The organism is Dyadobacter soli (assembly GCF_900101885.1).
Classification (GTDB): Bacteria; Bacteroidota; Bacteroidia; order Cytophagales; family Spirosomataceae; genus Dyadobacter; species Dyadobacter soli.
The window spans coordinates 13,381-27,228 of the sequence record NZ_FNAN01000030.1 but is presented as its reverse complement, the minus strand read 5'-3'; the positions used below and the strand labels follow the sequence as shown (position 1 = coordinate 27,228).

Below are 13,848 nucleotides of genomic sequence, written 5' to 3'. Positions count from 1 at the left end.
CTAACCTTTGGCACTTACTTTTGTACAAAGTTCAGCACATTAAATTTTTCCGCCGTTCCATGTATATTGTTCTGATTGTATTTGTTGTACATTGGTATTTGTCACTATTCTGTCAAACCTTTTTCCTGCACCGCTATTCCGCTCATAAGATGTTCATAATGAGCAAGCCGTGGGAACGGTTCTTCTATTTGCTCACCTATCTTTCACAAGGTTCTTCCTACCTGAGCCCGCGTGCATATGCGATCCTGCACCGCATGCACCACGCATTCAGCGATACCGATAAAGACCCGCATTCACCGCACCACACCAAAAACGTGTTCACGATGATGTGGGAGACTAAAAATATTTACAACGCCGTATTGAACCGCAAACGTGCCATCGAAAACCGGTTCGAACGCAATTATCCGGAATGGAGACTGATCGAAAAACTGGGTGATTCCTGGATTTCGAGAGCGGGCTGGGCTGTTTTGTACATTGTGTTCTATGTGCTTGCCTACATTTACCTGGATATGCACTGGGCGTTCTTCTTCCTGCTGCCGATCCACTTCCTGATGGGCCCGATCCACGGCGCGATCGTCAATTGGAGCGGACATAAATATGGTTACCAGAACTTCGATAATGACGACAAGTCTAAAAACTCCCTGATCTTCGACTTCCTGATGATGGGCGAGCTGTTCCAGAATAACCACCACAAACGCCCGAACTCGATCAACTTCGGTTCAAAATGGTTCGAAGTCGATCCGACTTACCCGGTGATCAAGCTGCTGAATAAGTTGAAGATTATCGAGATTCGAAAGAAGCACTAATGTGCGATGCCAGTACCGGTGTTGTCATTTATGGTCAGGTGTAGTCAAGTGTTGTAATTAATACAAAGGGAGGAGAAATCGGTCGTTCGGCCACTTTCTCCTCCCTTTTCACTTCACTCCAATCCATACCTGACAATTCTTGACTACAAATGACAACACTTGACCATACATGACAAAAAAAATTGGCAGACGTGAGAGACGCCTGCCAATCTGCTTATTAACACCACAAAAAATGAAATCCTTGGAATTTGCCGTCCGGACTTTTGTTTCGCCCTGTCGACATTACAAATAAGATCAACAATACTTAAAAAGGCGTTAATAAAAAGTTAGAATTTGCTTAAAGGCGCAAAAAAGTCAGGCGGAACGTGGTGCCTTTCGGGATGTTCGACAGAATGCTGATGTTGCCGTTGTGGAGCTTCACAATGCGCTCTACGAGCGAGAGTCCGATGCCGTAGCCTTTGATGTTAGCCGTGTTGTCGGAGCGGTAGAAGGGCTGGAAAACGAGGCTTTTGTCTTTCTCCGGGATTCCCTTCCCATTGTCTGCAAATGTAAGTGCAAGCTGCCCGCGTGACGGGTGCAGGCAAACATTCACCGCATTATCGTCCGAAAACTTGCAGGCATTGTCCATCAGGTTCAGGAATGCGGTTTTGAGCAAAGTCGTGTTCCCCGTGATTTCAAGCCAGGTATCATCCTCGGGCAGTTCGTCGAAATTGAGTTGAATGTTGTACGCAGGATTTGCTTGTGCCAGGGTCAGGCGGCAATCCAGGAGGAGGTCGTCTACCCGGATGAGTTCCGTGAGCAGGTCGCGCTGGTCTTCGCTAACCTTGGCGAGTTCGAGCAAGGTATTCGAAAGCTGGCCGAGCTCCTGGATATCTTCCAATACCGAACGGATCGTCATCTGGTATTCGTAAGGGTTCCGCTCTTTCAGCATGCTCACTTCGAGCTGCGATTTGATTTTCGTCAAAGGGTTTTTCAGCTCGTGGGAGACATTCGCGACAAATATCTTCTGCATTTGAAAAGCTGTTTCAATGCGGTCGAGCAATTTGTTGAAGGTGACCGTCAGGCGACCAATTTCGTCCCTTTGGTTAGGTACATTCAGCCGCGTATCGAGTTTTTGCGGCAGAATGCCTTCCACCGCGTTCATTACCTTTGAAATGGGCCTTAATGCGCGCTTGGAGAATATCCAGCCCACGATCGCGACCACAAATGTCACAATGAGGTACAGGACGGTCAGCAGGGTTTTCAGGTTGGAAAGGTTGGCCTGGCCGTACAAATCCTTTGCGCCGAGCATTACTACGGCCTTATTGAAAGGATATTTGTAATAAAGACCTACCACTTTATAATCGCCGTCGTCGTAGCGGATCTGGCCGGCCTTGCGGATTTCGTCGAGCCAGTAGTTGGAGACGTGCAATGCTTTGAGCTGCGGGGTGGTGGAGTTGCTGTAAATGAGGCGGTTCTTTTCGTCGAAAATGAAAATGTTCTCGTCGTAAATAAGGTCGCGGTTGGTTTCGTCGAGGGCTTTCAATACTTCCGCATTGATGAGCGGCACCTGTACTTTCAGCAAAAGCTCGGCTTGCGACTTTGCCTTCGAGCGTAGACGGTCGTAAAAGTCCTCGGTAACATTATAATAGGTAAAAAAGTAGACGGCCAGAAAGGTGATCAGCAAAATACCGCTTACCAGCAAGGAAAACTGAACCGTAAGTCGGGTGCGGATTTGCATAACCTATTCTACTTTAAGCACATAACCCATTCCAAACTGCGTGTGGATGAGTTTCACGGGATAATCTTTGTCGATCTTTTTGCGAAGGTAATTTACATATACTTCAATGACATTGGTACCGGTATCGAAACCGATATCCCAAACCTGCTCGGCAATCTCGACCTTTGAAATAACCCTTCCCTGGTTCCGGATAAGGTATACCAGCAGATTGAATTCCCGAGCCGTCAGATTAATCTTATTCCCCGAACGATAAACGGTCTTCGCATCTAACGACACTTCAAGGTCTGCAAATTTCAAAACCTGCGCCGTGTGCGAAACCGTCGAGCCGCGCTTCGTGAGTGCACGTACGCGTGCGAGGAGTTCTTTGAATTCGAATGGTTTGACCAGGTAATCGTCCGCGCCGGCATCGAGGCCGGTTACCTTATCGTCGGTGGTACCGAGGGCGGTGAGCATTAATATAGGCGTTTCGTCGCCCCAGCTCCTGATTTCGCGACAAAGCTCTATTCCATTGATACCGGGAATGATAATATCGCTGATAATGAGCTGATAAACATTGCTTCGTGCAAGTTGCTTACCGATCAGACCGTCGTAGGCAATATCTACCTCATACCCATTCTCTTCCAGCCCCTGCCGTATCGATTGCAATGTTTTCGGTTCGTCCTCAATCAGTAACAGTTTCATACGCTGTGCAAAAATAGTTCCGATACTTCCTTCCAGCTCGACACACGTTTGTAGGCCGTTTCGCGGAGGTTGTGCGGGGATGAAAAAAGAATGCCTTTACCTTTGAATGCCGCCAGGTTACGTACATGGTCGTCAATCAGGTAATCCGACTGGATAATGCTTTTATACCCGCAGAAAACTACATTCGTCCACGGAATAAATGGAAAGTGCTTTTTGAGCCAGTCGAACTTATCGCGGAACGAGTTCGGGAACTCCATGCAGGCCGTCGCCACAAACAATTCGTAATACCTGGAAAGCTTGTGGACCGTTTCCACGGCGTCGTCCTTCACTTTAATGTCCGCAAAGAAACCCGGCGAGTCCATAATCTTATGCAGCTTCGAAAGCTGTTTTGGATGCAGCAATTCCCTCAATCCCTTTTTCTGGAAATCCGCGCGATCCAATGTGGTCGAAAAGTCGGCGAGGACAATGTCGACAAGCTTTTCGTGGGTATTCGCCAGCACGTCGTCCATATCCAGGGTCAATCTCAGCATCAGATTATCGTTCGGCTAATGTCGAAATTTTCGAGGTAATCGTTTACGCGTTTCAGGAACAGGCCGCCCAACGAGCCGTCCACCACGCGGTGGTCGTACGAATGCGAGACGAACATCATGCTGCGGATGCCGATCAGGTCACCTTGCTGCGTTTCGATCACGGCAGGCTTCTTTTTGATCGCCCCAAATGCCATGATCGCCACTTGCGGCTGCACGATAATCGGCGTGCCCATGAGGTTGGCGAATGCGCCGATGTTGGAAACGGTATATGTTCCCCCGGCGAGGTCGTCGGCTTTCAGGCGGTTTTCCCGTGCGCGCTTTGCGAGGTCGTTCACCTTGCGTGCGAGGCCGGGCAGGTCGTAGCGGTCGGCATTATGGATCACCGGCACGATCAGGTTACCGTCCGGCAGGGCCACGGCCATGCCTATGTTAATGTCTTTCTTTTTAATGATCTTGTCGCCCTCCACCGAGATGTTGATCATCGGGTAATCCTTGATGGCTTTCACTACCGCTTCAATGAGGATAGGCGTGAACGTAATGCTGTCGCCGGTTTTCTTGCGGTATTCCTGCTTCACATGCTCGCGCCAGCCCACCACCGGCGTCATATCCGTTTCGATGAATGAAGTCACGTGCGCCGAAATTCGCTTGGATTCCACCATTCGCTGCGAAATCATCTTTCGCATACGGTCCATTTCAATGATTTCGTTGCTGCCATTCAGCGAAACGGCAGGAGCAGGTGCTGTCGCCGGCCCTTTTTTGCGGCGATGTTCAACATACGTGAGAATATCGTCCTTGGTTACCCGGTTTTCCAGGCCACTTCCTTTAATCACCTTCAATTCCTCTACCGGGATTCGCTCCTGACGCGCAATGCTCAGTACCAGCGGCGAGTAGAATGAATTGAATTCGGTATCAGCCGGTGCATATTCGTAAACAACCTCTGGTGTTCTGGTTACAGCCGTTTGAAAGTCTTTTTCAAGTACTGCGGCCGTTGCTGCCACTGCCGCATCAGCCTCTTCTTCCACACCTACCAGCAACGGCGTGCCCGCATCCTGTGCCACCACGTTGTCGGCCACCTCGATTTGCGCCACGGCGCTTCCGATAGGCACTACATCTTCGACTTTGACGAGCCATTTGGTGAGCGTTCCTTCGTAGGGGCAGGGTACTTCGGTATCTACTTTATCGGTAGCAACTTCGAGGATGGAATCATCGATCCGCACCTTGGCGCCCTCTTCTGCAAGCAGGTGGAGCACGGTGCATTCCATGATGCTTTCCCCCATCGGAGGCATTACCATTTCAATTATTTTCATAAATGGTGTTTTTTCGAAGGTAAGGAAAACATGCGTCCGTTACCTCCATGATCCTGATCTTCGTTTATCCTTTAACTGCCAGAGTGGTTTTTAAAATTGTTTTTCTCAGCAGGTTGAGGGCGTAAGAGCAGGTTAGTTCTATATTGATTTTTCTGTTGTTCCTTAATGTCAGCAACTGGGTAAATGTCTCCTCGGGCGTTGCGCACGCGATCCACACGGTACCTACGGGCTTTTCAGCAGTACCGCCGTCGGGGCCTGCAATGCCGGTGGTGGAAATGGCAAATGTGGTATTCAGCACCCGGCGTGCTCCCTCGGCCATTTCGCGGGCGGTTTGCTCGCTCACGGCGCCGTATGCTTCGAGCGTCTCACTGGATACGCCCAGCACATTCATTTTAACCGCGTTACTATAACTCACCACGGAGCCTTCGTAATACCGTGATGAGCCCGGTATGCTCGTGATCTGGTTGGCTACATAGCCTCCTGTACAGCTTTCGGCGGTCGCTATCGTGGCATTGTTATTCATCAGCAACGTACCGATCACCGTTTCCAGTTCATCCGAATCATAGCCGAAAACGTTTTCCTCAATTAGCGGCAACACTAATGCTACTTGTTCCGCAAGTTCTTTTTCCAATATCTCCTGATCAGTACCTGTGCCGGTAAGCCTCAGCCTAACCTGTCCGAAATGCGGGAGATAGGCCAATTTGATATGTTCCGGCAATGCATCTTCCCAGGCGGCAATTTTCTCGGCCAGGAAAGACTCGCCGATGCCAATCGTGCGAATGGATTTATGTTGAATAATGTGGGTCGAAAATCGCGCTTTCAATCTCGGCAGGATCTCGAATTCCATCAAACTCTTCATTTCATAAGGCACGCCGGGCAGGGAAACGTAAATGACCTCGTCCTGCTCAAACCACATTCCCGGAGCGGTTCCCCAGAGGTTCGGAATGTAGGTACAATTTTTGGGAAGCGCTGCCTGCTGAATGTTCAGCTCGGTCATGACACGGCCGCGTTTGGCGAAAAACTCGGTGATCAGCGCCAGGGCGTCCTGGTTGATTTCCAGTTCGGTACCGAAATATTCGCAGAAGGTGTGTTTGGTAATATCGTCGCGCGTGGGCCCGAGGCCACCCGTTACGATCACCACGTTCACCCGCTGGCTCGCCTGCGTGAACGCATCGAGAATGTCCTGCCTGTTGTCACCTACGGATGTTTTCCTCGCAGGACGGATGCCGATGTCAGTCAGTTGGGAGCCAATCCATTGCGTATTCGTGTCGACGATCTGGCCGAAAAGAATCTCGTCACCGATCGTGATTATTTCAGCCCTGGCAGAGGAAATCATAGGTTTGGAACAGGTTAAATGGGACCGTTATTTTCCCAAAAATAAGTAAAATTAATCGTTATTGAGTACGTTTGAACCGTAGTGAAATATTAACAAACTCTATTGTAATGAAATACAAAATCCTTTCGTTAACGCTGATTTGGCTCTTTTTAGGACATGCTTCGCAGGCACAGTTCAACCTCGGTAAGCTGCTTGGAAAAGGTGGCAGTAAAAGTGGGGGACTCGCTGAGAACGAGATCGTTCAGGGCTTGAAGGAGGCGTTGAACATAGGCGTCAGCAACGGTTCCGAATCGGCTTCCAAAGTCGACGGCTTTTTCAAAAACGAGCTGATCAAAATAGCAGTACCGCCGGAAGCACAGAAAGTGGCGGATGCATTACGCAAAATGGGACTGGGCGCTGAGGTCGATAAATTTACATTGTCGCTCAACCGCGCGGCCGAGGATGCGGCTAAAAAGTCGAAGCCGATCTTCATTAAAGCGGTCACTTCCATGACGGTACCTGATGCGTTGGGTATTCTGAAAGGTCAGGACGATGCTGCGACGCAATATTTGAAGAAATCGACTAACGACGAGCTTTTCAAGACTTTCTTCCCGGTGGTGGACAGTACGTTGAACTTGAATAAGGCTACCGAATACTACGCCGACATTGTCAATACTTACAATCAGTTGCCGCTGGTAAAGAAGGTGAATCCCAATCTGAAAGAGTACGCGACGCAGAAGACGATCGACGGCATGTACGTGTTGATTGCGCAGGAGGAAAAGAAAATTCGCGAGAATCCGGGTGCGCGGGTGACTGATTTGCTGAAAAAAGTGTTCAGTCAGGCAGGCAAATGAGTTTTGCTTACTTTTGTAAAAATTAACACCTCAATATGAAAAAGTCAGAAATACATTTCACCGTTGAACTCGACGAAAAAAATATACCGGAAAAGATCTTTTGGGACGCTACCGATAACCCGAACGAGGGAATTAACGACACCCGCGCGATCGCGATCGGTGTGTGGGACCATTATCACCGCGGAACGCTGAAAATCGACCTCTGGACGAAGGATATGGAGGTTTTTGAAATGAAGCGCTTCTATATTGAACTCATGAGCGGCATCGCGGACACCTTGCTGACTGCTACCAACGACCGCAGCATGGCCGACATGATCGAAGGCGTTTGTGACACGCTGAGCAAGCGGTTGGATGAGGAAATGAAAGCTGCCAAATAGCGAAAAGGAGCGAGTTATCGCTCCTTTTTTATTGGTTTTTCAACTCTTCTTGCGTTTTCTTTGGCAAACTTGCCACGACCAGATCGTAGGAATCTTTGACCCAACTGAAAAGTTCCTCGCTCGGAATGCTGCCCGTCACGAGCACCGTGTTCCAATGCTTCTTATTCATATGATATCCCGGCTTTACGTCGGGATATTTTTCTCTCAGCTCTTCGGCTTTTTCGGGGTCGCATTTCGCATTGAACGAATGCTGCGGCGAGTCCAGCGGCGTGAGCAGGAAAACCTTTCCCATTACTTTAAATACCAGCGTATCCGGACCGAATGGTAACTCTTCCGTGACGCCGGGTAATTTCAGGCAGTAGTCGCGCAGTGCTTCGAGGTTCATCGTGTTAAGGCTCTGACGATCATGACAATGACACAAATCAGGAACATGACGATCGAGATGCGGTTGATCCCGTGCATCATGCGCAAATTGAACGAATCAGGGTTATTCGGGTCGCGTTTTTTGAACACGCGGATGAAGTAGGAAAACACCTCGCCCAGTTGAAAGTATTTTTTCATTGTATTTATTTAAATCAAAATCTCACGTTCCTCCGGCTCTATCCACCGGCCATCTTCCCGGATCAGCTCGATCAGTTCTTCCACCGCTTTGGACGAATGCACCGACCGTTTGATCACTTCCTGGCCGCGGTACAATGCAATTTTGTCCTTGCCCATACCCACGTAACCATAATCGGCATCGGCCATTTCGCCGGGGCCGTTCACAATGCAGCCCATAATACCGATTTTTACACCTTTCAAATGCTCCGTATGCTTCCGGATCATTGCCGTCGTTTCCTGCAAATCGAACAATGTGCGTCCGCAGGAAGGGCAGGAAATGTATTCTGTTTTCGACATCCGCGTGCGTGCTGCCTGCAAAACTCCGAAGGCAATGCTGTTATAGGAAGCAGCGGCTTTTAACTTGTCCGAATGCGCGATGCCTGCCGGAAACTCAGGCGAAAGTAACGCTCCGTCACCGAAGCCATCCACCAGCAAGCCACCAATGTCAGTTGCGGAATATAATGTAAGCTTATCGCCGAGATCGGTCTGGTAGCTTCGGTTGATAATCACCGGTAGTTTGAAATGCAGTTCTGTGAGTTTGTAAAAGAAACGGCGCATTTCCGGCATCGCGTGGGCATTATGCGTGTGCAGCACGAGAACGACATTCTTTTTATCCGAAACAGCATTCAAAAATGCCTGGTCGAATGTGTGAATATCGCCTTTGATAAAGTTAAGCTCAGCGGAAACTTCTGTCGCGGCATTCCATTCCGCTACCTCGAAAAGCGGGAATTTAATGTGTTTTTCAGCGTGTGCGAGCCATTGCGAATGGTCGAGGATTTCACGCAGACCGTTTGGAAGCATGAACGGCACCGGTTTTTTCCCGGAGTAAATGAAATCTGCACCCTGGTCGTTCATGGCCCATTTATCGGGAACCAGCAGGAAGAAATGCCCGATGCTTTTCAGATCGTCCAGTTGCTGAACCTCGATATTCGAATAATCGGCAATTACCCGTGGTACATTCAAATGGCCGATGTTATAAACTTCCCGTGTATCGCGACGCGTATATTGGAACGGGTTAATCGGGCAATGATCGATCGGCTCGATGGGTGCGTGGTCAGCACGCGTAGTGTACCGCTCGATCAATGCGCGGGCCACGGGAGCTTCTTTTTCCGGCGCTTCGGTCAGTGAAACGCGCACCGTATCGCCGAGGCCGTCTTCCAGCAAAGTACCAATCCCGACAGCCGACTTAATGCGGCCATCCTCGGCTTCGCCAGCCTCAGTAACGCCCAAATGCAGCGGGTAGGGCTTCAAACCTTCTTCGTCCAACCGTTGCACCAGCAAGCGGTAGGCTTCCACCATCACCTGCGTGTTGCTGGACTTCATCGACAGCGCGATGTTATAGTAATTCAGTTCTTCACAAATCCGCAGAAATTCCAGCGCCGACTCCACCATTCCCAGCGGCGTATCGCCATAGCGGCTCAGAATGCGGTCGGAAAGCGAGCCGTGATTGGTGCCGATGCGCATAGCAGTGCCATACTCCTTGCAAATTTTGACCAGGGGGATAAACTTCTCCCGGATCCTTTCCAGCTCGGCGGCATAGGAAGCATCGGTGTAATCGATCACCTCGAAACGCTTGCGATCGGCATAGTTACCTGGATTGATCCGCACCTTTTCGACGATGCGGGCAGCCAGTTCGGCTGCATTGGGCGTAAAATGTATATCGGCGATCAGCGGCACCTGAATGCCCAGCTTGTGCAACCCATTGCGGATGTTTTCGAGGTTTTGGGCCTCTTTCACGCTTGGCGCGGTGATACGCACATATTCGCATCCCGATTCGACCATCCGGATCACCTCGTCGATCGAGCCCTGTGTATCCATCGTATCCACCGTCGTCATCGACTGCACGCGTATCGGGTAATCGGAGCCCATCGGCACGCCGCCAATATTGATGGAAATGGTTTTACGCCGTTGATATGCCGTCAGCGACGGGCAGTAAATATTGGTTTTTTGTTCAGCAGGTGTGATCACGGTCAATGGAATGGTAATATCGACAAAGGTCTTAAAACTAAAACACAATCGGAACGCCAATGGTGCATTTTTCAATTTTCAGTTGAGGCTTTGTAACCATCGCTTGACGGGTCGTAAATCTGCTGCCTTATTACCGTTCCCATATTAATTCCAGCCGGATATTCATTACTCATTAAAATGGTTATGTTTTGTATTTGAAAAATCAAATATTTGCATCGCCCGTCACCGCCAGTCTACGGCAACTTGTAAGCTCAATGTTCTGAAACGATCGTCCGCGTTCGCGGCAAAGTGCATGTATTATTCATCATGTAAACAGGAGTTCTATGAGAAAAATCAAACTGTTTTTGATTGTCACATTACTGTCGTCGCTCGCTTCCGCGCAGTCCACACTGCGCTGGAATTATCCCTGCAAGCCGGGTACTGAATGCTGGAATGCGCTAACGTCTGTCGAAGAACGGCAGGAAGCCTGTCAGATTAAAGGTATCGATCTGAAAACGTTGAGTACGGAAGAGTTGCTGTTAATTACGATGGAGCACCCGTTTTTTCAGAGTTATGTCGCACACGATAGCCCGATTGAGGGTTTGGGTTTCGCATTGGAAGGCTTCAACGGCTTTACGGAATTCAAGCGGCGGCCTGATGCTATGAAAGCACTGCGTGATGTCTATTTCAGGGAAGATTTCAGCAAGATCGTCACCCTTGCCGATAGCGCGGAAATGGGAGCTTATTCACTGAACTGGATCGGGGCAGAGCTGATTATGCGCGATGACGCGCTGCTGAACCAGATGTCTTCCGACGAAAAGGCTGAATTCTTGAAGCGCTTGTATTCGCAGCTGCTCATTAAGCAAAGGTACAGGGATGTTTTTGGCGGCATTTCGGATGCTGTTAGTGCTTATATCTATTACAAGGTGATGAAGACCATGAATGTGAATGTCCTGGAAGATGCTTTCAACGAGCAGAGCGCCGATCTGTTTAGGAACAGGTTAATTGCCAAGGACGCCGATGAGCTAAAAACGCTGCTTGTGAAGTTTGAAGAGTTTGTAAAATCTGTTAAACATTAAAAATTAAAGTCATGAAGACATTTACAGTTCTCCGCGGAAGTCAAAGCTTCCATTTAAGCCGGTTGTTCACCATTGTGATTTTGTCGGTCCTCATCTTCGCCGAATCTTGCGATCAAAGAGAGATTAATGAATACGAGCCGGATAGTTCGTGCTTCACAAAGGAGTTCTTGGAAAATGAACCCTGGGTACAGGAGGAGCTGGCCTGGTTTCAACAACCGAAAATGGGCTCATTACGGGTGGCAGTGTATCGTTATAGGGGAGCGTATTTTCTTGCGTTCGAAAACTCGTTCCTTTCAGGCCCGGCAAGCCACATTTTTAATTGTTCAGGCCAGCACCTTGGAGACTTGCAGATTCACTATAACGAATTCTACGATAATATTGAGTTGATGGTAGTTTTGTTAACAGAACAATATTGAGAAATATGAACAAGATCTGTACAGCAGTGCTGATTTCGCACATATGTATCCATGTATGTTATTCGCAGGTAAATACGCCTAACGGAGTAGCGGTGCCGCCGGCAGCACTTTTCGCATATCAAAATGCAGGGTTTTATACTGATGCGCAATTGCAATCGAACCAAAATGCCATCCAAAACGGGCTTTACGGCCCGAGTTGCACTATTTTGGCTAACTATTCGAGGCAGTATAACTGCCACGGCTATGCTTGGCACGTTTCTACCGGAGGAGCCCAGACTTGTATTGACCAAGTGACCTTTGGTGGGGTGACGCCTTATATAGCGGGGGTGAATCCAAGTTATACCCAAACAAACTACAACAGCACCGTCGGAAAACTACGAATACGATACTCTGGAGATCATTCAGCTTTGACAACATACGACGGTAAATTCATTTCCAAGTTCGGGCCTGGTCCATTGGTTAAGCACAATGCGCTCGATGTGCCCCCTGGCTATGGCAATCCATCAACCTGCTGGACGTGCAACTACGCTCCACCATTGACAAGCGTCTACCTTGATGGTAAACTGATCTCCGGTAGCTTCCAAACCACTACCTGGGGCGCGCACAATATGCAGATATTTTGGGGACTAGATCCAGACACCGGGCCAACATTCAGCCCGACTGCTGGAAGCACCATCATCAGTAATCAAAGTTCTGGGGCAGTGAATTTCACATTCAATGGCCCTTCGAACAATGGTGGCCTTTCCATTGCATTCTGCGGCGCGCCTCGATATTCGTTTACATTCTTCAAGCCAAATGGTGCTAAAATGCAGGTATATCCTAATCCGGCCCGGGAGGATGAAGTCATTACAATATCATCGAAATCACCCGAGGATATTCAGGCTGTAAATCTGAACGGCAGGGTTAACAGGATAACAAAAATTGCGCTCCTGGATGAAAGACAGCGGTTGGTGCAGAACTATTTATCAAATGAAGACGGAGACCTGACGACTGTAAAATTGAATGCAGGGTTGAAAGGGACATATTTCTTGAAGGCAACTTTCGAGGATAGAACGGTGCAGACGAAACGGGTCCTAATCGAGAAATGAGGACGTTTGCAATGGAAAAATTCAGGCGAAGCGCCCGGATCGGTTATCCTTCGATCCGGGTGCCTTCGTCGACAGTAATAATGTAGCTCTTCCCACCTTCGCGCTCGATGGCCTCGGCCACCTCTTCCGCATGCGTAGGCGCGTACGCGAACATGCAGCCGCCTCCGCCCGAGCCGTTGATTTTGCCGCCTAATGCACCGGCACCGAGGGCTGCGTTCATCATGCGTTCGATTTTCGGCGTGGAGGTGCGTTTGTGGTCGCGGAGGTTTTGGTAATGCTTGTAGAGCAGGCTGCCGAAATGCTTGTCGAAGTCGCCGCTGGCGTGGTTTTCGGCACTGTCGATCAGGAGCACTTTCCCTTCCACGAGAATGTCGCGGTCTTCGATGTTGGCATTGAGCAGGCTCAGCTGGTCGTCGGAGAGTATGGACTTGTAGTCTGTTACCTGTTCGATGGGTGTCGTGAAAATGGAGAAAGATGGGTCGTAACCGGTGACGATTTTGATTACTTCTTCCATTCCAAAACGGCAGCGGGCCAGGATACCGAGCGTGTCTTTGGGTTCCAGCGAATCGCCGAGGACGAATGTACCTAGTTTAGGGGTTAATGCCTCTACTTTGATGACAGGCGTCGATTCGAGGTAAATGACATTGCCGATGGCGGTGGAGTAGTTGTCCATCATCCCGCCGGGCTCGCCGAATTCCAGTACTTCTGCCGCATTGGCGATTTCTCCCAGTTCTTTTTTTGAAAAATTGAGTGGATTGTCGCTTAGCTTGTCCAGGAAATGGGCCCAGGATACAATCAATGCCGAAGAGCTGGATGTCCCGGAGTTAATGGGAATATTCCCGTGAATGGTCGCCTCGAAGCCTTTGGAGAAGGTTAGTCCCTTTCTTTTGACAACATTGATCGTGCTGCGGAAATAGTCGCGCGGCTTGGTGTAAGGGAATGTCGTATCGAGTGAGAATTCTTCCTTAGTACCCAGATCGGGCAGATGCAACACTATTTTTTGATCATCGCGATAACCGCCGTCGACACTAATTCTTCGCGATATGGCCGCTGCGATCACGGGGAGCCCCAGGTAATCCTGGTGTTCCCCGAAAAGGCAAATGCGGCCGGGAGTTGAAATCCTCATTG

The 13,848-nt window shown here is 49.3% G+C and carries 15 protein-coding genes; 6 read left to right on the top strand and 9 right to left on the bottom strand.

Going from position 1 to position 13,848, the window contains the following annotated elements; translation table 11 throughout:
- Positions 1-59 precede the first annotated feature (59 nt).
- On the top strand, positions 60-806 hold the full coding sequence (locus BLQ88_RS34000) for an acyl-CoA desaturase (RefSeq protein WP_090157534.1): 747 nt from the start codon (positions 60-62) through the stop codon (positions 804-806).
- 337 nt (positions 807-1,143) lie between these two features.
- Here the strand turns inward: BLQ88_RS34000 and BLQ88_RS33995 are convergent, their stop codons facing one another.
- From BLQ88_RS33995 to BLQ88_RS33975, 5 genes are all read right to left on the bottom strand, one after another.
- Positions 1,144-2,526 carry a sensor histidine kinase gene (locus BLQ88_RS33995; RefSeq protein WP_090157484.1) on the bottom strand — a complete coding sequence of 461 codons (1,383 nt, stop codon included), beginning with the start codon at positions 2,524-2,526 and terminating at the stop codon, positions 1,144-1,146.
- A 3-nt stretch (positions 2,527-2,529) separates the two neighbouring features.
- Entirely contained in the window at positions 2,530-3,207 is a 678-nt protein-coding gene (locus tag BLQ88_RS33990; RefSeq protein ID WP_019943812.1) for a response regulator, read from the bottom strand.
- Positions 3,204-3,737 carry a 5' nucleotidase, NT5C type gene (locus BLQ88_RS33985; protein ID WP_090157483.1) on the bottom strand — a complete coding sequence of 178 codons (534 nt, stop codon included), beginning with the start codon at positions 3,735-3,737 and terminating at the stop codon, positions 3,204-3,206. The genes BLQ88_RS33990 and BLQ88_RS33985 overlap by 4 nt, the downstream gene beginning before the upstream one ends.
- On the bottom strand, positions 3,737-5,044 hold the full coding sequence (locus BLQ88_RS33980; protein ID WP_090157482.1) for a dihydrolipoamide acetyltransferase family protein: 1,308 nt from the start codon (positions 5,042-5,044) through the stop codon (positions 3,737-3,739). Before BLQ88_RS33980 ends, BLQ88_RS33985 begins: the two co-directional genes overlap by 1 nt.
- Before the next feature lie 64 nt (positions 5,045-5,108).
- Entirely contained in the window at positions 5,109-6,380 is a 1,272-nt protein-coding gene (locus BLQ88_RS33975) for a competence/damage-inducible protein A (protein WP_090157481.1), read from the bottom strand.
- 107 nt (positions 6,381-6,487) lie between these two features.
- Here BLQ88_RS33975 and BLQ88_RS33970 point away from each other — a divergent pair, with 107 nt between their 5' ends.
- A complete protein-coding gene (locus tag BLQ88_RS33970; protein ID WP_090157480.1) occupies positions 6,488-7,213 on the top strand; it encodes a DUF4197 domain-containing protein in 726 nt (241 codons plus the stop codon).
- A 35-nt stretch (positions 7,214-7,248) separates the two neighbouring features.
- A complete protein-coding gene (gene gldC / locus BLQ88_RS33965) occupies positions 7,249-7,590 on the top strand; it encodes a gliding motility protein GldC (protein WP_090157479.1) in 342 nt (113 codons plus the stop codon).
- A 28-nt stretch (positions 7,591-7,618) separates the two neighbouring features.
- Here gldC and BLQ88_RS33960 read toward each other — a convergent pair whose 3' ends face one another.
- The 3 genes from BLQ88_RS33960 to ispG are packed head-to-tail and all read right to left on the bottom strand — an operon-like array spanning position 7,619 to position 10,158.
- Positions 7,619-7,975, bottom strand: a complete 357-nt coding sequence (locus BLQ88_RS33960; protein WP_090157478.1) for an MmcQ/YjbR family DNA-binding protein — start codon at positions 7,973-7,975, stop codon at positions 7,619-7,621.
- The gene (locus tag BLQ88_RS33955) at positions 7,972-8,151 is read right to left on the bottom strand and encodes a DUF6728 family protein (RefSeq protein ID WP_090157477.1); all 180 of its coding nucleotides are present in this window, start codon (positions 8,149-8,151) and stop codon (positions 7,972-7,974) included. The genes BLQ88_RS33960 and BLQ88_RS33955 overlap by 4 nt, the downstream gene beginning before the upstream one ends.
- Positions 8,152-8,160: 9 nt before the next feature.
- The gene (ispG, locus tag BLQ88_RS33950) at positions 8,161-10,158 is read right to left on the bottom strand and encodes a (E)-4-hydroxy-3-methylbut-2-enyl-diphosphate synthase (RefSeq protein ID WP_229212978.1); all 1,998 of its coding nucleotides are present in this window, start codon (positions 10,156-10,158) and stop codon (positions 8,161-8,163) included.
- Positions 10,159-10,481: 323 nt separating this feature from the next.
- Between ispG and BLQ88_RS33945 the strand changes: the two genes are divergently transcribed.
- The 3 genes from BLQ88_RS33945 to BLQ88_RS33935 are packed head-to-tail and all read left to right on the top strand — an operon-like array spanning position 10,482 to position 12,720.
- On the top strand, positions 10,482-11,216 hold the full coding sequence (locus BLQ88_RS33945; protein WP_090157475.1) for a hypothetical protein: 735 nt from the start codon (positions 10,482-10,484) through the stop codon (positions 11,214-11,216).
- Between the two features lie 11 nt (positions 11,217-11,227).
- A complete protein-coding gene (locus BLQ88_RS33940; RefSeq protein ID WP_090157474.1) occupies positions 11,228-11,632 on the top strand; it encodes a hypothetical protein in 405 nt (134 codons plus the stop codon).
- A gap of 5 nt (positions 11,633-11,637) precedes the next feature.
- Complete coding sequence (locus BLQ88_RS33935; RefSeq protein WP_090157473.1) at positions 11,638-12,720, top strand: T9SS type A sorting domain-containing protein; 1,083 nt, start codon at positions 11,638-11,640, stop codon at positions 12,718-12,720.
- 43 nt (positions 12,721-12,763) lie between these two features.
- On the opposite strand, the gene BLQ88_RS33930 is transcribed toward BLQ88_RS33935, so the two are convergent.
- On the bottom strand, positions 12,764-13,846 hold the full coding sequence (locus BLQ88_RS33930; RefSeq protein ID WP_090157472.1) for a GHMP family kinase ATP-binding protein: 1,083 nt from the start codon (positions 13,844-13,846) through the stop codon (positions 12,764-12,766).
- Positions 13,847-13,848: the final 2 nt, after the last annotated feature.

Excerpts from the sequence above, each read along its gene's own strand:
- BLQ88_RS34000 (WP_090157534.1), top strand. The coding sequence starts at position 60 with ATGTATATTGTTCTGATTGTATTTGTTGTACATTGGTATTTGTCACTA.
- BLQ88_RS33995 (WP_090157484.1), bottom strand. The coding sequence starts at position 2,526 with ATGCAAATCCGCACCCGACTTACGGTTCAGTTTTCCTTGCTGGTAAGC.
- BLQ88_RS33990 (WP_019943812.1), bottom strand. The coding sequence starts at position 3,207 with ATGAAACTGTTACTGATTGAGGACGAACCGAAAACATTGCAATCGATA.
- BLQ88_RS33985 (WP_090157483.1), bottom strand. The coding sequence starts at position 3,737 with ATGCTGAGATTGACCCTGGATATGGACGACGTGCTGGCGAATACCCAC.
- BLQ88_RS33980 (WP_090157482.1), bottom strand. The coding sequence starts at position 5,044 with ATGAAAATAATTGAAATGGTAATGCCTCCGATGGGGGAAAGCATCATG.
- BLQ88_RS33975 (WP_090157481.1), bottom strand. The coding sequence starts at position 6,380 with ATGATTTCCTCTGCCAGGGCTGAAATAATCACGATCGGTGACGAGATT.
- BLQ88_RS33970 (WP_090157480.1), top strand. The coding sequence starts at position 6,488 with ATGAAATACAAAATCCTTTCGTTAACGCTGATTTGGCTCTTTTTAGGA.
- gldC (WP_090157479.1), top strand. The coding sequence starts at position 7,249 with ATGAAAAAGTCAGAAATACATTTCACCGTTGAACTCGACGAAAAAAAT.
- BLQ88_RS33960 (WP_090157478.1), bottom strand. The coding sequence starts at position 7,975 with ATGAACCTCGAAGCACTGCGCGACTACTGCCTGAAATTACCCGGCGTC.
- BLQ88_RS33955 (WP_090157477.1), bottom strand. The coding sequence starts at position 8,151 with ATGAAAAAATACTTTCAACTGGGCGAGGTGTTTTCCTACTTCATCCGC.
- BLQ88_RS33945 (WP_090157475.1), top strand. The coding sequence starts at position 10,482 with ATGAGAAAAATCAAACTGTTTTTGATTGTCACATTACTGTCGTCGCTC.
- BLQ88_RS33940 (WP_090157474.1), top strand. The coding sequence starts at position 11,228 with ATGAAGACATTTACAGTTCTCCGCGGAAGTCAAAGCTTCCATTTAAGC.
- BLQ88_RS33935 (WP_090157473.1), top strand. The coding sequence starts at position 11,638 with ATGAACAAGATCTGTACAGCAGTGCTGATTTCGCACATATGTATCCAT.
- BLQ88_RS33930 (WP_090157472.1), bottom strand. The coding sequence starts at position 13,846 with ATGAGGATTTCAACTCCCGGCCGCATTTGCCTTTTCGGGGAACACCAG.